Source organism: Rhizobium sp. AB2/73, assembly GCF_020871915.1.
Lineage (GTDB): Bacteria > Pseudomonadota > Alphaproteobacteria > Rhizobiales > Rhizobiaceae > Rhizobium > Rhizobium dioscoreae.
In genome coordinates this window covers 220,602-241,570 of sequence record NZ_CP067072.1, presented here as the reverse complement: position 1 = coordinate 241,570, position 20,969 = coordinate 220,602, and the positions used below count along the sequence as shown (strand labels likewise).

At 60.2% G+C, this 20,969-nt stretch carries 20 protein-coding genes and 1 pseudogene; 10 read left to right on the top strand and 11 right to left on the bottom strand.

Going from position 1 to position 20,969, the window contains the following annotated elements; translation table 11 throughout:
• Positions 1–37: 37 nt before the first annotated feature.
• Positions 38–655 (top strand): TetR/AcrR family transcriptional regulator, encoded by a 618-nt coding sequence (locus tag I8E17_RS20810; RefSeq protein ID WP_069610381.1) that lies wholly within the window; start codon positions 38–40, stop codon positions 653–655.
• A gap of 8 nt (positions 656–663) precedes the next feature.
• Here the strand turns inward: I8E17_RS20810 and I8E17_RS20805 are convergent, their stop codons facing one another.
• The 5 genes from I8E17_RS20805 to I8E17_RS20785 form a co-directional block, all read right to left on the bottom strand.
• Complete coding sequence (locus I8E17_RS20805; RefSeq protein WP_004124790.1) at positions 664–1,014, bottom strand: ribbon-helix-helix domain-containing protein; 351 nt, start codon at positions 1,012–1,014, stop codon at positions 664–666.
• A gap of 18 nt (positions 1,015–1,032) precedes the next feature.
• Positions 1,033–1,629 carry a DJ-1/PfpI family protein gene (locus tag I8E17_RS20800; RefSeq protein ID WP_069610380.1) on the bottom strand — a complete coding sequence of 199 codons (597 nt, stop codon included), beginning with the start codon at positions 1,627–1,629 and terminating at the stop codon, positions 1,033–1,035.
• Between the two features lie 96 nt (positions 1,630–1,725).
• The gene (locus I8E17_RS20795) at positions 1,726–2,115 is read right to left on the bottom strand and encodes a DUF779 domain-containing protein (RefSeq protein WP_069610379.1); all 390 of its coding nucleotides are present in this window, start codon (positions 2,113–2,115) and stop codon (positions 1,726–1,728) included.
• An 82-nt stretch (positions 2,116–2,197) separates the two neighbouring features.
• On the bottom strand, positions 2,198–3,706 hold the full coding sequence (gene adh / locus I8E17_RS20790; protein WP_069610378.1) for an aldehyde dehydrogenase: 1,509 nt from the start codon (positions 3,704–3,706) through the stop codon (positions 2,198–2,200).
• 154 nt (positions 3,707–3,860) lie between these two features.
• Entirely contained in the window at positions 3,861–4,811 is a 951-nt protein-coding gene (locus tag I8E17_RS20785; protein ID WP_069610377.1) for a GAF domain-containing protein, read from the bottom strand.
• Positions 4,812–5,171: 360 nt separating this feature from the next.
• Between I8E17_RS20785 and I8E17_RS20780 the strand changes: the two genes are divergently transcribed.
• The 3 genes from I8E17_RS20780 to I8E17_RS20770 all read left to right on the top strand — a co-directional run bounded on the left by I8E17_RS20780 (position 5,172) and on the right by I8E17_RS20770 (position 7,104).
• Complete coding sequence (locus tag I8E17_RS20780) at positions 5,172–6,113, top strand: phosphatase PAP2 family protein (RefSeq protein WP_069610376.1); 942 nt, start codon at positions 5,172–5,174, stop codon at positions 6,111–6,113.
• A 175-nt stretch (positions 6,114–6,288) separates the two neighbouring features.
• Positions 6,289–6,543 carry a hypothetical protein gene (locus I8E17_RS20775; protein ID WP_069610375.1) on the top strand — a complete coding sequence of 85 codons (255 nt, stop codon included), beginning with the start codon at positions 6,289–6,291 and terminating at the stop codon, positions 6,541–6,543.
• 261 nt (positions 6,544–6,804) lie between these two features.
• The gene (locus I8E17_RS20770; RefSeq protein WP_113366219.1) at positions 6,805–7,104 is read left to right on the top strand and encodes a DUF4166 domain-containing protein; all 300 of its coding nucleotides are present in this window, start codon (positions 6,805–6,807) and stop codon (positions 7,102–7,104) included.
• A 72-nt stretch (positions 7,105–7,176) separates the two neighbouring features.
• Here I8E17_RS20770 and leuA read toward each other — a convergent pair whose 3' ends face one another.
• Complete coding sequence (gene leuA, locus I8E17_RS20765) at positions 7,177–8,850, bottom strand: 2-isopropylmalate synthase (RefSeq protein ID WP_069610373.1); 1,674 nt, start codon at positions 8,848–8,850, stop codon at positions 7,177–7,179.
• 294 nt (positions 8,851–9,144) lie between these two features.
• Here leuA and I8E17_RS20760 point away from each other — a divergent pair, with 294 nt between their 5' ends.
• Positions 9,145–9,972 carry a helix-turn-helix transcriptional regulator gene (locus I8E17_RS20760; RefSeq protein ID WP_083258025.1) on the top strand — a complete coding sequence of 276 codons (828 nt, stop codon included), beginning with the start codon at positions 9,145–9,147 and terminating at the stop codon, positions 9,970–9,972.
• Here the strand turns inward: I8E17_RS20760 and I8E17_RS20755 are convergent.
• Together I8E17_RS20755 and I8E17_RS20750 are read right to left on the bottom strand one after the other, a co-directional pair.
• Positions 9,969–10,526 (bottom strand): GNAT family protein, encoded by a 558-nt coding sequence (locus I8E17_RS20755; RefSeq protein ID WP_069610372.1) that lies wholly within the window; start codon positions 10,524–10,526, stop codon positions 9,969–9,971. The genes I8E17_RS20760 and I8E17_RS20755 overlap by 4 nt on opposite strands.
• A 2-nt stretch (positions 10,527–10,528) precedes the next feature.
• Positions 10,529–11,602, bottom strand: a complete 1,074-nt coding sequence (locus I8E17_RS20750; RefSeq protein WP_083258024.1) for a serine hydrolase — start codon at positions 11,600–11,602, stop codon at positions 10,529–10,531.
• 502 nt (positions 11,603–12,104) lie between these two features.
• Here I8E17_RS20750 and I8E17_RS35390 point away from each other — a divergent pair.
• The 4 genes and pseudogenes from I8E17_RS35390 to I8E17_RS20730 all read left to right on the top strand — a co-directional run.
• Positions 12,105–13,157, top strand: a pseudogene (locus I8E17_RS35390) (DUF4153 domain-containing protein); the annotation flags it as partial.
• Positions 13,158–13,233: 76 nt separating this feature from the next.
• Positions 13,234–13,797: a DUF4153 domain-containing protein gene (locus tag I8E17_RS20740; RefSeq protein ID WP_307777816.1), complete on the top strand. Its 564-nt coding sequence runs from the start codon at positions 13,234–13,236 to the stop codon at positions 13,795–13,797.
• Between the two features lie 17 nt (positions 13,798–13,814).
• Positions 13,815–14,519, top strand: coding sequence for a response regulator (locus I8E17_RS20735; RefSeq protein ID WP_069610371.1), 705 nt, complete (start codon positions 13,815–13,817; stop codon positions 14,517–14,519).
• Positions 14,519–15,532: a HAMP domain-containing sensor histidine kinase gene (locus I8E17_RS20730; protein WP_069610370.1), complete on the top strand. Its 1,014-nt coding sequence runs from the start codon at positions 14,519–14,521 to the stop codon at positions 15,530–15,532. The genes I8E17_RS20735 and I8E17_RS20730 overlap by 1 nt, the downstream gene beginning before the upstream one ends.
• A gap of 91 nt (positions 15,533–15,623) precedes the next feature.
• Here I8E17_RS20730 and I8E17_RS20725 read toward each other — a convergent pair whose 3' ends face one another.
• The 3 genes from I8E17_RS20725 to I8E17_RS20715 all read right to left on the bottom strand — a co-directional run bounded on the left by I8E17_RS20725 (position 15,624) and on the right by I8E17_RS20715 (position 20,116).
• Complete coding sequence (locus I8E17_RS20725; RefSeq protein ID WP_069610369.1) at positions 15,624–19,019, bottom strand: acyl-[ACP]--phospholipid O-acyltransferase; 3,396 nt, start codon at positions 19,017–19,019, stop codon at positions 15,624–15,626.
• Positions 19,020–19,109: 90 nt separating this feature from the next.
• On the bottom strand, positions 19,110–19,391 hold the full coding sequence (locus I8E17_RS20720; RefSeq protein WP_069610368.1) for a YiaA/YiaB family inner membrane protein: 282 nt from the start codon (positions 19,389–19,391) through the stop codon (positions 19,110–19,112).
• Positions 19,392–19,426: 35 nt separating this feature from the next.
• On the bottom strand, positions 19,427–20,116 hold the full coding sequence (locus I8E17_RS20715) for a PspA/IM30 family protein (RefSeq protein ID WP_069610367.1): 690 nt from the start codon (positions 20,114–20,116) through the stop codon (positions 19,427–19,429).
• A 111-nt stretch (positions 20,117–20,227) separates the two neighbouring features.
• On the opposite strand from I8E17_RS20715, the gene I8E17_RS20710 reads away from it, so the two are divergent.
• Positions 20,228–20,836, top strand: a complete 609-nt coding sequence (locus I8E17_RS20710) for a TetR-like C-terminal domain-containing protein (RefSeq protein ID WP_069610366.1) — start codon at positions 20,228–20,230, stop codon at positions 20,834–20,836.
• The last annotated feature ends 133 nt before the right edge of the window (positions 20,837–20,969 follow it).

The following is a 20,969-nucleotide window of genomic DNA, read 5'->3' as shown; positions in this document are numbered from 1 at the left end:
GCGTTGTGTATATTCACTACCCGGTATACATTGAGCCATGAGAGACAGTTCCCTGCCGACACGCGAGCGTATTCTTCAGGCCGCCGCAAAACTCTTCCACAGCGACGGCATTCGCGCGATCAGTGTCGACGCCATCGCCGAGAAGGCAGGCGTTACCAAGCGCACCCTCTATTATCATTTCCGCAGCAAGGACGACCTGATCGCCGCCCATCTGCAGGCACGCAGCGAGCCGAACCTTGCCGTCTTCAAACGCTGGTTCGAAGAAACCGAAGGCAATATTTCAGAAAAGGTTGCCGGCATTTTCCGCCAGCTGGCGCAATCGGCGCGCAGCGCCAAATGGAAAGGCTGTGGTTTCTTGCGGACTTCGGTGGAACTCATCAACCTTCCCGGCCATCCCGCGCTGGTTGCGGCGCGCGCTCACAAGAAGAGTGTTGAGGAATGGCTGGGATCGGTCTTCCTGGAGGCGGGCGCGGGCAGCAATGCCCTGCCGCTCGCGCGCCAGATCATGCTGCTCCTCGACGGCTCATTTGCGGTGGTCCTGCTCCATCGCGATCCGAGCTACATGGAAACCGCGGCTGATGCGGCGGCACGGCTGATTGCCGAACGATTGTCGGATGCAACGGCGCCCGAGAACCGGCTCTCGGGCGCCGCATAGCAATACGCTCAATGATACTTCAGGCGCTCGCGACCGAGAATGGCGGGCGCGTCCACGCCAGCGATCGGCTGGGAAAGATCGCTGGAAATGTCGCCGGCCAGCTGCAGATCGAGATAGCGGGCGCAGCAAACGCGAAGGAACGAGGTGAAATTGCCGAGATCGTGGCCGGCGTCGATGGATTCGTGGTGCAGTTTGGTGATCAGCTGCACCACGTTCATGCCGTCACGTCGCGCGATTTCCTCCAGCTTCGACCAGAAGAAATTTTCCAGCCGGACACTGGTCACCATGCCATCGATGCGGAGGGAGCGCGTCGTGCTTTCCCAGAGCCTGGCATCGGCCTTGATGAACAATTCGCACATGCGCGTCTCCCCTCAAGTTCAGGCAGCGTTCGCTGACGACAAGGCATTGGCATCCAGCACGGCCATGAATTGGCGCAGCCATGACGGATGCGCCGGCCACGCCGGAGCGGTCACGAGATTGCCGTCGGCAACTGCATCATTGATGGCGATGTCGGCATAAATGCCGCCGGCAAGTTCCACCTCGGGCCTGCAGGCGGGATAGGCCGAGCAGGTGCGTCCCTTGAGCACACCGGCCGCGGCCAACAACTGCGCGCCGTGGCAGATGGCGGCAACCGGCTTGCCCGCCTCGAAGAAGTGCTGAACGGTCTCGATGACCTCTGGATTCAGGCGGAGATATTCCGGCGCACGGCCGCCCGGAATGACGAGCGCATCATAGTCTTCGGCGCGAATACTGGCGAATGTCGCATTCAATGCAAAATTATGGCCGCGCTTCTCGGAATAGGTCTGATCGCCTTCGAAATCATGAATGGCCGTTGCCACCGTCTCGCCGGCATTCTTGCCAGGGCAGACGGCATGCACCGTGTAGCCGCAGGCAAGCAGCGTCTGGAACGGCACCATGGTCTCGTAGTCTTCGGTGAAATCACCCGTAATCATCAGGATCTTTGCTGCTGGCATCGTCTTCCTCCCTAAAAACAACGGACGGCACTTTAGCAAAGTACCTGCGGTCGCAGGTATTAGGCGAATACTACACGCCGCTTATGGCCCTGCCTATCATGCCCGCGAACGGCTGATGTCCGGGATTGCGCAGGCTTCGCCACCGCCGAAGAGGCGCGAGCGTGTGAGAAATCGCTTCTCCCGCCCATTGTCGAGCGAGAACATGCCGCCGCGTCCCGGTACGACATCGATGATGAGCTGCGTATGCTTCCACGCCTCGAACTGACTGCCGCTGATATAGACGGGCACGCCACCGATCTCACCGAGCTTGACGTCGTTGTCGCCAATCATGAATTCGTCAGCCGGATAGCACATCGGCGAAGAGCCGTCGCAGCACCCACCCGACTGATGAAACAGGATATCGGGATGGTCCTTCTGTATCTCTCGGATAAACTCAAGTGCCTTGTCGGTCGCCAGCACCCGCGGCTCCGATCCATTATCATCCATGACCACCCTCCATTGCCTATGTGCGAATGCTCGAAGGCCCCCAAGCTGCAGCTGGGAGCCTTGCTGGCTTTGTTGGGAGGTCTCAGAAGAAGCCCAGAGCCTTCGGGCTGTAGCTCACCAGCATATTCTTGGTCTGCTGATAGTGATCGAGCATCATCTTGTGCGTCTCACGTCCGATGCCCGATTGCTTGTAGCCGCCGAAAGCGGCGTGGGCTGGATAGGCGTGATAGCAATTCGTCCAGACGCGGCCGGCCTGGATCTCGCGGCCAAAGCGATAGGCGCGATTGCCGTCGCGGGTCCATACGCCGGCGCCGAGGCCGTAGAGCGTGTCGTTCGCGATCTCAAGCGCTTCCTTCTCGTCCTTGAAGGTGGTGACCGATACGACCGGGCCGAAGATTTCTTCCTGGAACACACGCATCTTGTTGTGGCCTTTGAAGATGGTCGGCTTGATGTAGTAGCCGCTCGACAGCTCGCCTCCGAGATCGGCGCGCGCGCCGCCCGCCAGCACCTCGGCACCTTCCTGCCGGCCGATATCGAGATAAGAGAGAATCTTCTCCATCTGCTCGCTCGATGCCTGCGCGCCGATCATGGTTGCGGGATCGAGCGGATTGCCCTGCTTGATGGCTTCCACGCGCTTGACGGCACGCTCCATGAAGCGGTCGTAGACCGATTCCTGGATCAGCGCACGGCTGGGGCAGGTGCAGACCTCGCCTTGGTTAAGCGCGAACATCGCAAAGCCCTCGAGCGCCTTGTCGAAGAAATCGTCGTCCTCGGCGGCAACATCGGCAAAGAAGATGTTCGGCGACTTGCCGCCGAGTTCGAGCGTGACGGGGATCAGGTTCTGGCTGGCATATTGCATGATCAGCCGACCGGTGGTCGTCTCGCCGGTAAAGGCGATCTTGGCGATGCGCGGGCTGGTGGCGAGCGGCTTGCCCGCTTCGAGGCCGAAACCGTTGACGATGTTGAGCACGCCAGGCGGCAGGAGATCGCCGACTAATTCAGCCCAGACCAACAGCGAGGCAGGCGTCTGTTCCGCCGGCTTGATGACGACGCAATTGCCGGCGGCAAGCGCCGGCGCAAGCTTCCAGGCGGCCATCAGGATCGGGAAGTTCCAGGGAATGATCTGGCCGACGACGCCGAGCGGCTCGTGAAAGTGGTACGCGACCGTATCGTGGTCGATCTCGCCGATCGAGCCCTCCTGGGCGCGAATGCAGGAAGCGAAGTAGCGGAAATGATCAATGGCGAGCGGGATATCGGCCGCCATGGTTTCGCGGATCGGCTTGCCGTTGTCCCAGCTTTCAGCCTGCGCCAGCACTTCCAGCTTGTCTTCCATGCGCTGGGCGATCTTCATCAGTATATTGGAGCGCTCGGTGGTCGACGTCCTAGCCCATTTGTCCTTGGCCGCATGGGCGGCATCGAGTGCGGCGTTGATGTCCTTTTCGTCGGAGCGCGGTATCTCGCAGATCTTGCCGCCGGTGATCGGTGTGAGGTTGTCGAAATACTTGCCCGCGATCGGCTCGCGCCACTCGCCGCCAATATAGTTGCCATATTTGAGTTTGAACGGAGATTCCACGATCTTCTGATGCAGCATGCCATCCTCCCTTGGTCGGCAGGTTCGATGAGCGAACCGATGGGAGAAGTCTGAGGGCATATCGCGGCGGGCGATAGAGGCCGCCTGCCGTGCTGCAGCGCACAGTGTCGCAACTCTGCGACAGCTGCCAGATCGAATGCGCGTTGATGGCGCTTCAGTGGAGATTGAGCCGGTTCATCTTCCGATGCAGGGTCGAGCGGCTCATGCCGAGCGCCGCGGCTGCCTGAGAGACATTGCCGTTGGCGCGCGAAAGCGCTCTCAGCAAGGCAGCGCGCTCGGCCTCCAGGAGATCCTCACTCCCGGCCCCCTGCTCGCTAAGAATGTCAGAAGCAGGAATGCCTACGGCAATGCGATGATCGTCGAGCTTCAATGCCACCCGGGCTGCGCGGGTCGCACCAAGCACGAGGTCGTTGCGGTCGACAGCCAATAGCGCCGAGGTGGAAGCCGTATCCGTCGGCACCATGACGAAGCGGGCGCCTGCAAAGGCGCTGCGGAAAAGATTGAGTTCGATGCGCACAGCCGCATCGCGCACCGTCTGCGACAGGATCGCCAGTGTCGCGTCGTTCACGTCATCGCGGCAGGTGGAAATGTCGAGGGCGCCGGCAAGCTGGCCGCGATGATCGCGGATCGGCGCTGTGGTGCAGCTGAGATTGATGTTTGAGCAGAAGAAATGCTGGTCGCGGAAGATCGCAACGGCCCGCTCGTCGGCAAGCGCCGTACCGATGCCGTTGGTGCCGATGCTCGCCTCCGTCCAGACGGAACCGGTCCATAGGCCGAGATCGTGGAAGTCCTTGTCGTCGCCGGCAGCGCCCCGGCGTTCGAGTGCGATGCCATCCCGGTCGGTCAGAAGCAGGCAGCAACCGGCTTTACCGACCGCAAGAAAAAGACGATCCAGTTCACCGGCCGCTTCGGCAACCAGCCGTTCCGACCGCTCCAACGCTGTTTGAAATTCCTGGCTGGTCAAGCGCATCGGCAGACGCTTCTCTTCCGGCGCCAGACGATGCATGACCATGCACCGTCGCCAGGAGGCAACGACCGAAGAACTCGCCGCCGCCGATTGCGCCGACGCGTAAACCTGATCCGCATGTGCGGAATAGTGCTGCATTTGGCTCCTCCCACCGAACGCTAGCCCAATTGTCGCTAAAAAAGGCCATCGAAGCAATCCTCCCGGCGACTTTCGCCCGGGGTCACGAAATTCGGTCGCCATCTTATTGATGGAACATTCTTTTTGAGCACCGAGGAGCTTTTCGGTCACGACTCCACATCTCGAGAACCAAAACCGACTGGTCGACGCCCGGCCTTTGTTTTGTCGTCCCAATAACCGGCATCTAACCTGCCCATCGCAACCTTTCAGGCGGCTGTCAGCGTGTTGTTGTAGCAGCTTTCCGAGGGAAACGGAGCGAAAGGCGATTGGTGTGCCCGGCTCCACAAGAGGCTGTTTCGACAGCGGCGGAAAGTCGGCTTTATGCAGGCATGGCAACGAGGCCGCGAGGCTGTGAAAGAAGCATTGGCGCGTTCCGCCGAGACTGGTCGCAGGCGCGCGATCGGCGGCCTTCGTAGCTTCTTCAGCGCACCGGCCACCAAGCCTCCTGCCAATCGCGCATTTCTCGAACGGCCGATCGTTATCATCGTCATTTTCCTGGTGCTGTCATTGCTCGTCATGTGGACGGCTGATTATTCCCTGGCTATCTGGATGAAGTCGTTTCCCGCGCAGTTGCGCGGGATAGCGAAATGGATCAGCAGCCTCGGCACCGGGCTTCTGGTGCTGTCATTCAGCGGAGCGCTGCTGATATTTGCAATCCTCGCGCCCGCGCACAAACTGCGGAAATCCATGCGAACAGGGGCAGATCTCATCGCAACTGCGGCGGCCTTCGTCTTCCTGGCGGTCGCCGGCGGCGGCATTGTCGATTCGCTCGCAAAGAACATCATCGGTCGCGCCAGGCCGGAACTCCTGGACACGAACGGCGCCTTCTCTTTCCGGCCCCTTGCCTTCCATGCCGACTTCGCCTCCTTTCCTTCCGGACATTCGGCAACGGCCGGCGCCATGGCGATGTCGCTGGCGCTGGTCTTTCCCCGGCTTCGCCCCCTCTTCATACCTGTCGGCGTCCTGATCTGCCTGTCGCGCCAATGGGTCGGCGCGCATTGGGCAAGCGATACCCTGATGGGCTGGGGCGTCGGCGTTGCTTTTTCCCTGTGGCTGGCACACGCATTTGCGCGACGCCGTCTCCTGTTTGCCTATGATTCCAATGGACGCTTGTGTCCGGGGGAGCGATACAAGGCAATCCAGGCGGTGCTGCGCGCGCTGATCCGCCGTGCGCCCATCATTGGCAAGAAAATGGTGCCGGCAGCGAGATCGTGCCAAGAGCAGGCTCGCCTCGCATCTCAGCGCCTTGAAATTCGATCCTGATTCCACAGCATACGCAGTGGTTCCGCACCGTTGCCGGCTTGTGCACGGCAAGTGCTCCGTGCCTTTTCGCCCGAACGCAAAATTATCGAGACACAGCGACGGATTTGCCGCTCGCCTCCGTTTAAGCGCTGAAGGGATAACAGCCTGAAGCTCTTCAAGGACGAATGAGGACATCATGAAAAAGATCATTTTGCTGACTTTCGCCGCAATCGCCTGCCTTGCAGCCATTTCTCCGGCCGAGGCTCGCGACGGATGCGGCATCGGTTGGCATCGCAACCCCTATGGCTACTGCCGCCCAAATGGACGGCCTGTGGTCGTCGTGCCGGCAGTTCCGGCCTATGGCATTTACTATCCCGGCCGTGGCTACTGGGACGGTCATCGCTATTGGGTGCATCGCGAGTGGTGGCATGGTGGCTGGCGTTATCGCTAAGCTACTCTTCCGCGATGCGCGCGGCCCGATCTCCTGGATCGGGCCGCGCGCCAATCGACAGATCGATCTTGCTTCTCTCCATCCCTCCGCTGCCCAGCCTTGCGATGCAAAGCTCGCGGTCGTTTGCCGGTTTGACATGGCAGCCCATAAAAACGTGCAATTGACGGCGGCAATGCAGCCGGTCAAAGCTGTGACCAGACGTCCCGCGGCGGGAAAGCACGCACTGCATGTGTCCTTCGAGGAAACCAACGGCATAGAAGAATGGACGCGGGATTTTTCCGCCAGCGCTTCTACAGCCGTTTGAGCGAAGAGAATGGCCACCTCGTCGAACGCCTCGGCCCCTTCCGCTTTGCACTCGATCTTCCCATTGGGGGGCAACGGGCTCAGCATAGAGATGCGACACTGGTCGTTCCTGTGCATTCCGCTGCCGCGCCTTCTGCCGCCCAAAGCATCGCTCGTGGATGGGCGGAGGACGATAGCTTCCACTTCGACGCACCGATTGCCCTCCCTCTCATCGGCCCCGTCGTTCATTATCGGGGCTGGCTGCAGCCAATCAAATGATCCAATCCAGCGTCTCAGCGGCCCGGCTATCGGCCGATTTGCAGCCGATAGCGCGAGTGGAACAGACGATCGTCAACCGGCCGCACAAGCGGCGCTGAGGACCGCTTTGACGGTTGCGGTCGCAACATCGGCATCGATACCGACGCCGAAGACCTGCGATCCGTCCGCACGGACGCATTGCAGATAGGCGGCCGCTTGCGCATCGCTGCCGCGGCGCAGGGCATGCTCCTGATAATCCATGACGCTCAGCTCCACTGCGAAAGCCTCGGCAATCGCGGCAAGTACCGCCGAAACGAGGCCGTTACCGCGACCGCTGACGACGACATCCTGGTTGCCGTGGCGAATCCGGCCAGTGAAGATGCGCTCGGCGCCGGCTCCCCTGCGAAAACCACCTTCATAATCGACGAGTTCGAAGCGCTCGGCATCGTCAACATGATAGGCGTCGACGAAGGCCTTCCAGATATCTTCGGCCGTCAGTTCGCGCTTCGTCTCATCGGCGAGGAGCTGCACCCGCCTGCTGAAATCGACCTGCATGGCGCGCGGCAACTTCAAGCCCTTGTCCTGCTCGATCACCCAGGCGACCCCGCCCTTGCCCGACTGGCTGTTGACGCGGATGACGGCCTCGTAACTCTCGCCGATATCGGCGGGATCGACCGGCAGGTAGGGCATTTCCCAGACGCCGTCATTGCGCCGCTCATGCGCGGCAAATCCCTTGCGGATCGCATCCTGATGCGAGCCGGAGAAGGCCGTGTGCACGAGTTCGCCCGCATAGGGGTGACGCGGATGAATGGGCAGACCGTTGCAATATTCCACCGTCTTCACTACCTCACGGATCGACGGAAAGGTCAGGCCGGGATCAATGCCCTGCGTGTAGAGGTTTAACGCTAGCGTCACCAGATCGACATTGCCGGTACGCTCGCCATTGCCGAATAGGCAACCTTCGACCCGATCGGCGCCTGCCAGCAGCGCCTGCTCGGCCGAGGCCACCGCCGTACCGCGATCATTATGCGGATGAACGCTGATGATGACGGCGTCGCGGCGCGAAATATGGCGGCAGAACCATTCGATCTGGTCGGCATAGACATTCGGCATCGCCACTTCCACCGTTGCCGGCAGGTTGAGAATGGCTGGGCGTTCCGCAGTCGGCTGCCAGACATCGAGCACGCGCTCGCAGATTTCGAGCGCGAAATCCGGCTCGGTGAAGCAGAAGGTTTCCGGCGAATATTCGAAGGTCCAGTCGGTCTCCGGCTGCTTCAGGCTTTCCTCCAGCATTGCTGTAACACCGCTGACAGCGAGGTCGACAATCTCGTGTCGCTCCATGCCAAAGACGACGCGGCGGAAGAGCGGTGCGGTCGCATTGTAGAGATGGACGATGGCTTTGCGGGCGCCGATGAGGGATTCAAACGTGCGCGCGATGAGATCGGCGCGCGATTGGGTCAACACCTGGATCGTCACATCCTCCGGGATGCGGTCTTCCTCGATGAGCGCACGGACGAAATCGAACTCGATCTGCGAGGCCGATGGAAAGGCGACCTCGATCTCCTTGAAGCCGGAGGCGAGCAGCATGTCGTAGAAGCGCAGCTTGCGCTCGACATCCATGGGGTTGGCGAGCGCCTGATTTCCGTCGCGCAGATCCGTTGAGAGCCAGCGGGGCGCCTTGGCGAGGCGCCTGTTCGGCCATTGCCGATCCGGCAATTCGATGGGCGAGATGAAAGGACGATATTTGGTTTCAGGATTCTTCAGCATGATCCGTTCCGTTGCATGTCGGTCAATTTGGGAGAAAGCGGACAGCAGAATACAGCCGCCGGGATGCCGTCAGGCCCGACGACCGCGGCTAAGTCGCAATGCAACGGAAAACTGAAGGGAAACTGGTATGCAGGACGAGGGGCCGGCATCCATCCGCACGCGCAGCGATGCGACGGCAGCGCTATGCGGTCGGTCCGATCGATGCAGATTGCGGGATGCGGCAGACACGAAAGTAGATATCCTGCTGGAAAGGAACTCTAGGTTACTGTCGACATCTTTGATATTCTCGCGCGTATGGATCATTCATCGTCGCAAAAGGATCAATACTATCTTCACCACGGCACCGATGTCGCTGAAGGTGTCGCCGTCATCGCACATGACGATCACCGCTTCACCAGTTCTCGCCACAGCCATAAGCAGGCGCAACTGCTCTACGCCGTCAGCGGCGTGATCTCCTTGACCACGGATAGCGGCACCTGGGTCGTACCGCCGAGCCGAGCGGTCTGGCTGCCGCCGCAGCTCGAGCACGTGACGGCAAGCCATACCAGCGTGCAGTTTCGCTCATTATTGATCGATCCCAATGGCAGAGATGCATTGCCGAATGAGTGCACGGTGGTGGAAGTCACCCCGCTGCTGCGCGAACTCATCCTGCGGCTCGCCGGTCTTGTCGACAAACCCGATCAGAAAGAGGTTGTGGAGGCAGTCATTCACCTGCTGCTTCTCGAACTTACCTTCTTGCCGGCTCAACCGCTGAAGTTACCGCTACCGAAACATCCGGCGCTTGCGGCGTTCTGTGAAACCTTGCTCGGCGATCTTGCGAGCACAATCTCGATCGAAGAGGCGGCCAATGGGCTGCATATGAGCCGGGCAACCCTCATGCGGCTGTTTCAGCGCGAAACGGGGCTGAGCTTCGGCCGGTGGCGGCAGCAGGCACGCATGTTGAAGGCTCTTACCTTGCTCGCAGAAGGTCGAAGTGTTCTCGATGTCGCGCTGGACTGCGGCTATGAGAGCCCGAGCGCCTTCTCGGCCATGTTCCGGCGGGCGCTCGGGCGCTCGCCCCGAGACTATTTTCAATCCGCAGCACTGGCCGGCGAAGCCAGCAGGGACCCGACTAGAGGCTAGCTCTGTCGGTCGCTGGCCAGGCAACCAAACATGCGGAAATCATGGAAGGCCTCTTTGAACCGCGCCTTCTGTCGCAGTGTGCCCTCATATTGGAAGCCCGCTTTTTCCAGAACCCGATCGGAAGCTGTGTTTCCCGGCAACGTCCAGGCTTCGATGCGATTGACCGAAAAATCGTCGAAGCCGCACCGGACAACGGCGCGTGCCGCTTCGCTCATCAACCCTTTGCCCCAGGCCGAGGGATGCAGCTCATAGCCCAGTTCGGCGCATCTGGCACGCCGATCGATGCTATTGAAGCGGATCGCGCCGAGCAAGTGGCCTGAAAGCCGATCCTCAATGATCCATGAACAACCTGCTCCCTTGGGGAAGATTTTGATCATCCATCGCAGGGAACGTTCAATCTGCGCCATTTTGGGCGCATCAACCCAATTCGAGAACCGCGTGACCTCCGGAATCGAAATCAGCGCATGGAAGTCGTCGCGATCATCCATACTCGCTTCGCGAAGCCGCAGCCGCTCGGTGACAAGGGTGGGGAACTCGGCTTTTGAAGGCGCCATCGTCACGCTTTCAGCAGATTGGCAAGGATGATTTCGCGCCAGACGCGGGTGGGCGTGATCCAAGCGTCCCAGGAATTATACTTGCCGGAGTAGATGACAGCGGCGATATCCGCATCGGGCATCAGCCAGAGCCTCTGCCCACCATTGCCGAAGCCAGCATACCATGGACGCAGCCCATCAAACGCCGGCACCGGCGCGTCGCCTGAGAACCACAGTCTGCCATAGCTCAGACCGTCCCCGGTCGAAATCGCCGGCGCGAGGGATTGCGCGATCCAGTCTTCCGAGACGACCCTTTGGCCATTCCACACACCCTTCTGAAGGAAAAGCATCCCGATCTTCAGCAAATCGGGGGCCGTGAGACGCAACCCAGATGCCGACGACGCCACGCCGTCACGCCCGGCATTCCAGTGGAATTTTGCAATCTCCAAAGGTTCAAAGAGAACCTCTCGCGCGAAGTCGGGCAAGCGCTTGCCCGTGCCGCGCTCGATGATCGCCCCCACCAGCGCGACGCTGCCGCCGGAATAAATCCAGCGCGTTCCCGGCTCGGCGATCACCGGACGCTCCAGAACAAAACGATATCGGTCCTCCGCGTTCTCCATCGCAATTTCGCTGTTCAGCGGGTCGGTATAGGGACGATCCTCGTCCCACTCCATCCCCAGCGTCATCGTCAGCGCGTGGGCAATGGTGATCTTGGCGCGTGCAGGATCTCGGGCGAGATCGCCGTATTCCGGAAACTGCTCATAGAGCGATGCATCCGGTGGCGGCACCAATCCCCTGTCGAGCGCGATGCCATAAAGAAGGCCAGCAATGCTCTTGGTGACAGAGCGAAGATCGTGCAGCGTATCGGCGTCGAAGGCGACATCCCCGAGCGGATCTCCCCAATTTTCGTCGGGACCAACGGCATAATATTCCAGGCATACACGCCCGGAACGGGCGGCAAGCACGACATGCAGATCGCGCAGCAGGCCGGATTCGATGCCGGCTTCAAATTTGCGGCCGAGCCCGGGATCAAAGCCCATGACCTGCAAGGTTTCGCGATCAGGTGACGAGGATGAATTGCTCTGCGTGATGACCATGCAATCTTCACCCTTCGCTCAGCGACTTTCTGAGAAAAGCTACAATCAAAGCGCGCATGCGGCAAGGCGATTGTGGAGTAACCTGGCATCCATATTCCCCGGTCTCTAGAGCAGCCCTGCCCTGTCTTCAGGCGCGATTTGCAGTCTCATCGCGAATGTGGAGGCTTCCTTTTCTGACGAGAACCCCGGTCGCAGCTGAAAGCCGCTTCCGAGATTCCCGGCTGTCGTCAGGGGTGAGTACGACAGCCGCGTCAACAAATAGATTTTCACACCGGCAATCCATAGGCGGACTGGAAGCTGGGAAATACAGGATTAAATTCCACAAGTGACTACCCCATTTTGAGACAGCTTTCATGCAGCGCTAGAATCCCTCTCACCCGGTTTGGCTTTGCCAGCGGCAATTCTTGTTCAGATCTCATACAAGCGCGATGATTTGGACGTTCCGACTTGGTCAATTTTCCTGAAGAGCTCCCCAGCTTCTGCACAAATTCTGCAAAGGCGCATGGCATCGTCGCGCCATGAACAACACGCCCGAAACAACCACAGCTCCACCAATCCGCCTGCCACGCAGTCTTCTCAAGGAAGGCTGGTGGCTGGACGATCCTCAGTCACAGGCCGATCCGCCCGTTCAGGACGCCAGGATCATAGCCTTCACGGCAAGGCATCCTCTACGGAGCCGATACCGATGAGCCTATCCGATGCAGCGACCCTTCCCTTAAACTCCACAAATAAATCCCATCGCAAACTCCTCATATTCATTGCCCTTGTCGCCCTGGCAGACCTTCTCCTTTTCGACAGACAGCCCGGCCTCAATCTTTTTATCTTCACCAATGCCGTTGCCGCCGGTCTGCTCAGCTCGTCGCGAAAAAGACCATCCGTTCAAAAAATCGCGGCGTTTGTCGCCCTCGGCCTTGTCGCGTCCATTCCGCTTGCCGAAGCCACCTCCTGGATGGGCATCGCAATCAGCCTTCTCAGCCTTTGCTTGATCTCGCTCGGCATCGGCGGATTGATCCCCTCGCAATGGACTCGCCTGCCGCTCGTGCTGCTGCGTTTCCTTCTGGACGTGCCGGCGCGGCCTTTTCGCCGCGCGAGCTATCGCTGGCTGCAGCACCTGCAAAAACCGTCACCGCGCGGTGTGCGGCATCATCTTCGCAACTGGATCATGCCGCTGGTTTTTGCCGCGGGTTTTCTTGCCCTCTTCGCAGCCGCCAATCCGCTAATCGACAAGACGCTTCGCAGCCTCGACCTTACCTTCCTGCTGCAACTGTTGAGCATATGGCGGATCGGCTTCTGGCTTGCCGTTGCAGCCTTTCTTCGCCCGCTGCTTCGCCCACGCCTCATGCGGCGGCGCCCTCGCCGACGGGATGTTCCCGATATCGCAACCGGAGCTGAAGATGCGCTGTTCAGCCATGGTGCCCTGCTGCGTTCGCTGCTGGTCTTCAATGTGCTGTTTGCCGTGCAGACGCTGCTCGATCTCACCTATCTCTGGGGTGGCGCCAGCCTGCCAGATGGCATGAGCCATGCCGAATACGCCCATCGCGGCGCCTATCCGCTGATGCTCACCGCAATCCTCGCTGCTATCTTCGTGCTTGCTGCCATGCGGCGCGGCGGGGCCAGGCGACAGAAGTCCCATGCTTCGCGGCCTGGTGCACCTCTGGATCGTGCAGAACATCCTGCTTTGCCTTTCCTCCATTCTGCGGCTCGACCTCTATGTCGAAGTCTATTCGCTGACGGAGCTGCGCGTTGCTGCCGGCATCTGGATGGGGCTGGTCGCGGTCGGTCTCTGCCTCATCCTTCTGCGCATCCTGCTGGATCGCTCCAACGAGTGGCTGATCGCGTTAAGCTCCGCAATGCTGGTTCTTACGCTCTATGCCGCCGCGCTCGCGGATATTCCTGCCTTCATCGCCCGCTTCAACGTTGCACATAGCCGCGAGATATCGGGTGAAGGCATCGTGCTCGACCTTGATTATCTCTTGACACTCGGCCCGGCGGCCATTCCGGCGCTCGACACCTATCTGGCATCTCTGCCCGCCGATGCGGATGCTCGCAGGGTGCGCGAAACACTACTATGGCAGCATCTCGGACGCTCGCACGATTGGCGAAGCTGGACATATCGTGGCGCCCGCCTCGACGGCTACCTCAAGCGGACGCAACTCTTGCAAGATCAGGCGGAAACGAAGAAAACGAATGGGTGAACCAGGACCCTTACAGCATGGCCCAGCGTATCCTCGTCGCCGACGACGAACCGAATATTCGCGACGTGATCTGCTTCGCGCTCGACCGCGCCGGCATGAAGACGACGACCGCGCGCAATGGCACTGAGGCCATGATGGCCTTTCACAAAGGCGGTCTCGACCTCATCGTCCTTGATGTCGGCATGCCCGATATGGATGGACTGGAAGTCTGCCGCCGCATTCGCAAGACATCGAACCTTCCGATCCTCTTCCTGTCGGCGCGCGACGAAGAAATCGACAGGATCCTCGGCCTGGAAATCGGCGGCGACGATTATGTCACCAAACCTTTCAGCCCGCGCGAACTGGTTGCCAGGGTGAAGACTATCCTGAAGCGAACCGGCCATGGCTCTGAGCCGGATGCGGCCATTGGCTCCGTGTCCGTGGGATCTCTGCGGCTCAATCGCGGTGGCCGCACCGCCAGTTTCGCCGATGTACCTCTCACCTTGACCGCACTTGAATTCTCGATCCTCGATACGCTGCTGTCGCGCCCCGAGATCGTCTTCAGCCGCGATCAGCTGATGGAAGCGGCCTATGGCGCTGACATGCAGGTCGCAGACCGCACCATAGACAGCCATATACGCAATCTTCGCGCCAAGCTTTCGGCCGCTGGCGGCAAGGGCATCATCGCCACGGTGCACGGCGTCGGCTTCAAGCTGACATCACCAGCAGAAGGAAGCGTCTGATGCATGCGCCAAGGGTAAAGCCGAAATGGCGGCCGCCGCTTGCCCTCATCGTCTATGCCGTGCTTCTGACCGTGATGATGCTGCCGCTGCTGACTGTCATCTGGTTTCGCGCCGTACGCGCCGCCTCGGGAGCCATGGCACCGGCGGAGATCGCCACCCTCGCTGCCGTTCTGATCCTCACCCTCATCGTCGCCTATGTACTCACGCGCACGCTGACTACGCCGATCAATGCCCTGATTGCCCGCACCGAAGAGATCGCCCGCGGCGGACGCTCCGCAATCCGGCCGCTCGACATCTACGGCACGCGCGAGGTCGCGACCCTTTCGCAGAGCTTTCTCGATCTAGCCGGCAAACTGGTCGATCATTCCGATTATGTCAGCTCCTTTGCCACCCATGTTTCGCACGAACTGAAATCGCCCCTCACCTCGATCAAGGGAGCGGCGGAGTTGCTGCGCGACGATGACGACCGCAATCCGATGAGCCAGGAGCAGCGCAACCGCTTTCTCGCAAACATCATCGCCGACACCGAACGGCTGGACAAGCTGTTGTCGCGCCTTCGGGAACTCGCGAAAGCCGAGCTTCCATCCGAACAGGGCTTTAGCAACCTTCGCGCCATCGTTGCCCAATTGGAGATGCAATTTCGCCAATTGACGATCATCGACGAAGGCAGCGTCATCAAGATGCTGCCGCTGCCAGTCGAGGCCGCCGGTATTGTCTTCGCCAATCTGGCGGAAAATGCCTCTCAGAACGCCGCTACAAGCCTTACAATCAAGGCAAGCGACGAAGGGCGGAGAATGACGATCCAGGTGCGCGATAATGGTCGTGGCATTGCCGATGGCAATCGGGATCGCGTCTTCGAGCCCTTCTTCTCGACGCGGCGGGACGATGGCGGCACGGGTATGGGCCTCGGCATCGTCAGAGCGATGCTCGCCTCGCATGGCGGTAGCATCGAGTTGTTGGATAGCGGCAAGGATGGCACGACGTTTCAGATCATCCTGCCAATTGCCGCCTGAAACGAAAGTGATGCACTCCGCCATGAACTGGCAGCAAAAAGCGGCCGATGGCAGAAACCATCGACCGCTCCACTGCTTCAGGATCCGGAGCTTACGCCGCCTGTGACTGCGCTTGAGCTTCCAAAGCCATGGCGCGCGCCGTCACGAAATCGACCTTGCCGGAGCCGAGAACCGGCACCTTGCCAACGGTCACTTCGGCCGGGACCATCATTTCCGTAGCACCCTTCGATTTGGCGAATGCCAGGAAATCGCTTCGCGTCGCATCCGGCGCATCGGTCAGCAGCACAAGACGCTCGCCTTTCTTGGCGTCAGGCACCGCCGAGACGACGCTGAGAGCACCCGGCCAGAGCTGTGCGGCAAGCGTTTCCACCGCGGCAAGCGAGATCATCTCGCCGCCGATCTTGGCGAAGCGCTTGGCGCGGCCGCGGATCTTGACGAAACCGTCCTCGTCGATGGTGACGATGTCGCCGGTATCGTGCCAACCCTCTGGCAGCGGCTCGAGGACGCCGGGATTGTCGGCGCGCAGGTAGCCGGCCATGACGTTGGCGCCGCGGATCAGGAGGCGGCCGCCCTCATCGATGCCGGGAACTGGCTCGAGCTTCCATTCCATGCCCGGCATGATCTTGCCGACCGTTCCGGTGCGGTTGTACATCGGCGTGTTCAGTGAGATGACCGGCGCGGCTTCGGTCACGCCGTAGCCCTCCAGGATACGCAAGCCGAATTTCTCCATATAGACCTCGCGGGTCGATGCCTTCACCGGCTCGGCGCCCGAGAAGATGTAGCGGATCGACCGCAAGTCATAAGGATGGGCTGTGCGGGCATAGCCGTTCAGGAACGTATCCGTGCCGAAGACGATCGTGGCGTTCGACACATAGATCAGTTCCGGCACGATGCGGTAGTGCAGCGGCGACGGATAGAAGAACACCGGGACGCCCGAGACCAGCGGCAGGATCGTGCCTGCCGTCAGGCCGAAGGAGTGGAACATCGGCAGGACATTGAACACCTTGTCGCCAGGGTGGAAGTCGATACGCGAGGCGGCCTGGGCGGCATTCGAGAGGACATTGCGGTGCGTCAGCACGACGCCCTTCGGTGCCCCTTCCGAGCCGGAGGTAAAGAGAATGACCGCCGGATCATCGGCATTGCGTTTTGCCAGCGGCCGATATTTACGCATGAGGCCGACGATCTTGTCGAAAGAGGTGATCTGCGTGCGCAGTTCGTCCAGCCAGACGAAGGTCACATGCTTTTCGAGCTCCTCGACCACAGGACCGAGCTTTGCCTGCGTGATGAAGGCACGCGAGCAGAGCACATGCTTGACCTCGGCCGTCCGGCAGGCGGATAGGATGTTGGCCGCACCGGCCGTAAAGTTCAGCATGGCCGGAACCTTGCCCGCCGACATCACGCCGAGCACGGTCGCGGCCGTGCCATTGGCATTCGGCAGCATCACGCCGAACGTCTTCTCGTTCGGGAACATCTTCCTGAACTTCGCACCCAATACCGCAGCGCCTGTCAGCAGCTTGGCATAGGAGAGCTTGCCGGCGATCGGGTCCTCTACGGCGAGTTTCTTGCCGCCATATTCATGGGCGCTGTCGATGACGCGTCCAAGGACGGTATTATTGGTGTCGGCGGTGCGGAACATCAGCGTCGACATGATCTGGTAGAGAGCGGCACCCGCGGCGATACGGCGCTTCCTGCCCTTGAGTTCCGCGGAAACATCGAGCTTGACGGGCTCGAGGATCGTCACCTTGACTTTGGGGAAGAGGCGACGGCGAACATGGCTCGAGGTCAGATAGGAGGCATAGCTCTTCTCCAGCCCATCGATGCGAACGGGCACGATCATCGTGCCGGTCTTGTCGGCAACCATGGCGGCACCGTCATAGACCTTCATCAGCGTGCCCGTCACTGTCAGGCGGCCCTCGGGGAAGATGCCGATTGGACTGCCGTCCTGGATGACCTTGATCAGCGAGCGCGTTGCCATCGGCTTGGTCGGATCGAGCGGCAGGAACTTGCACATTTTCAAAAGCGGCCGCACCCACCATTTCCTCGCGAAGGCATAGTCGATGGCGAAGACGGGTTCTTCCTCGGTGATGGCGAGCGCGAGTGCACCGTCGAGCAGGCTTACATGGTTGAGCGCGATGATCGGCGCGGGGCCGGCCTTGCGGATGTTCTCAAGGCCCTCGACCTCCAGCCGCATGAAGGCGCGGAAGATGATGGAGATGAGATCACGGAAGGCATTGGTTGGCAGCATTTTCAGCATGAGCCAGGCGATCGCCACGTTGAGCACGGAAATGCTGAGAATGATCATCGGGATCGACAGGCCTACAGCCTGAAGCACCGCCACAAGCGCCAGGCCGACGGCAATGAAGAGAGCGGAAAGCACATTCGACGCGCCGATGACACGGGCGCGGCGATCCTCATGTGCCCAGCTCTGCATGGCCGAGAAGGTCGGGACGGCCAGGAAGGCGCCGCCGATCGCCATTCCGGCGAGATCTATGGCGACGCGAATGGTCTTCGGTCCGGCGAAGAAGGCAAGTATGGTTTCGGCATGGCTGGTCGACTGCAGACCCCACAGGTTCCAGCCGAGATCGAGGCCGAAGAGCGCGACGATCAGCATGCCGATCGGCGCCGGCAGAAGCACGATGCGGCCGGCAGCCATCCATCCGGCAATGGCCGAGCCGATGGCAACCGATATGGCGAAGATTGCCAGATAGGCGGGAACGACGATTTCCGAACCGCCGAGAATATCGGTTACCATGACCGGCAGCATCGACATGATGAAGGCGCCGACGAACCAGAACCAGCAGTTCATGAGCGACGCCCGCCAGATGCGGTTATCGGCGCGAAGCTCGTTGACCAGCCTGTAGCTCGAGCGCACGACATTGGTGTCGACGATGAGATCGGGTGCCTTGGAGCCGGTCGCAGGAATCAGACGGGCGGCGAACCAGCAGAGGATGGAGAGCCCCATCATCATCGGCCCGAAGATCCAGATATTTTCGCCCTCGCGGAAGGCGACCGCCGCAACCATCGTGCCGGTCAAGATGGCAATGAAAGTACCGCCCTCGATCCAGGCATTCGCCTTTGGAAGATCCCGGCTTTGCAGATGATCCGGCAGGATGCCGTATTTGATCGGCCCGAAGAGCGAGGAGATGACGCCGAAGCCGAAGAGGGCAAGCATCAGGATCCAGATGGAGGAGAAGGCAATGCCGACGACGGAGATCGCCGCGACACCGAGTTCGCAGCGCTTCAAAAGCTCTGCCATCTTGGCCTTGTCGTATTTGTCGGCAAGCTCGCCCGCTATCGCCGACAGGAGCAGGAACGGCACGATGAAGATGCCGCCGGCAAGGGTGACCAGCGCCGCACCCTCGGTCGCCATCTGCGCGAGAATGACGAAAACCAGAGTCTGCTTTAAGAAATTATCATTGAAGGCGGTCAGAAATTGCGTCCAGAACAGCGGCGCGAACTTCCTCGATCTCATCAGGTGCGTTTGCATGGCGTATCCCTCATTCGGCCAACAGAACGCCATAGAGTTGTTACGCAAAGATTGAGCGCGGATACAACTCTACGGCGTCGTTAATAAAGACTAGTCCTGGCCGTCACGATTGAACTTGACCAGAAGCTTTTCCGTACGGGCATCTTCTACCTTGCGGATCAGCTTGTCGGCCTCGCTATTGTCTCGGATCGTCTTGGTGACGTTGACCGCCGTCTGCACCAGCATCAGGATACCCATGGCGAGATAGCCTTTGCCCCAGAGATCGATCGGCATCATGTAAAGGCCAATGAGGAGCATAAATGCGGCAGCGGCAAAAGAGATGTAGGAGAAGCTGACCCAAGCCTGGGAATGTTTCTGAAAGCTGTCGTTCATGATCGTATCCTCTCAATTATCTGATGGGTTTGTTTTCAGGCTGCCGAATTCATGCGCTCACGCAGGCGGGTAAGCACGTCGTCGGCCGAAGGGCCTAACGGTGCGCCGCAACCGGCATTGGCGAGTTTTTCGATGATATGTGCCTGCCGGCTCGCGGCATCCATTTCCTTCATGGCCGAGGCTGCTATCTCGCAGCGGCTCTGGTACGCCTGAAGACGGGCAAGCGTTTCCTCGGCGTCATCAAGCGTCGCCAGGCCGGAATTGTCGTCGCAGGCGACATTGAGCTTCTGTGTCTGCTCGGCGGCGCGCGCCAGGCGCTCGCCCCGCTGCAGTTCCTGCAGCCGCGCTTCCGATGTGCGAACGGTTGCCTTGAGCTTGCCGATCGTCTGGGTGAATTGCGCCTGGGCTTTTTCAGAAGCCTCCCGCTCGGCTTCGAGCTGGGCGATCGCCTCAGCCGCTTCCCGCGCAAGTTCGTCGCTTCCCTTCTCCAGGGCGACGACGGCGCGCATTTCCAGGTCCGCAATGCGGCCGTTGATCGCTGCGTGTCGGTTCTTTTCCTGCTCATTCTGCGCGATGGCAATCGCCACGGCCCGCCGCGCCGACTGAATCGCGCTGGCAGACTCGCGGATCTGCTGGGCCAGCAGCGGCACCGCGTTGCGATCGATGAATGCCTGTTCGGCATCGTAGGCCCGAACGCGAATGAGCGTCAGAATCGAATTGAACATTTGCCGTCTCCCGATTATGAACGATGTTCACGAAACCACTTATGCCAAAACCGTGAACATCGTTCAAGAAAAATTTTGAACGATGTTCAAAAAATTGAATTGGAATTGTCAATGGCGAGAAAAACGCTGGAAAAGCGCGAGGACCTGAAGCTCAGGTTGATCGAGGCGGCGCGCAATCGCATCGCAGCCGATGGGCTTTCCAACCTCAGGGCGCGCGACGTCACACAGGATGTCGGCTGCGCTCTCGGAGGTCTTTACACTGTCTTTGCTGATCTCGACGATCTGGTCATTCACGTCAATTCGGCAACGTTGAAGGCGCTGGAAGCGTCGCTGACGCTGGCCGAAGTCAAGAATCACACCCCAACCGACCGGCTGCGCAATCTCGCACGGGGCTATCTGCGCTTTGCGGTCACCCATCGCAATCTATGGAAAGCGCTGTTCGACCATCGGCCTCCGGATGATCGCCCCAGCCCCGAATGGCATCTGGAAGAGCATATGTTCCTGATGGGAGTCATTGCCGAGCCGCTCGCGGAGTTGCAGCCGAACATGCCGGAAACGGCACGTGCAATCCGGGCGAGAACGCTCTTCGGCGCCGTGCATGGCGTCGTCAGCATCAGCCTCGAAGGGCGTTTCGTCGGCTTGCCGATCGAAAGCCTGGAACAGGAGCTCGACGATTTCATCCTGACGGTCGCAGCAGGAGCTGCGGCGAGGCAAGGCTAACAGCCGTTGTAAGGGAAACGCGCTCCGTCGTATGGTGCCGTTCAGACCGCCGCGTCAACGGACGGTTTCCTGACTGCCTCGATATCCCCGTCTACCCCTTGTATCAGCTTGAAACTTCATTAAGGGAGCACTC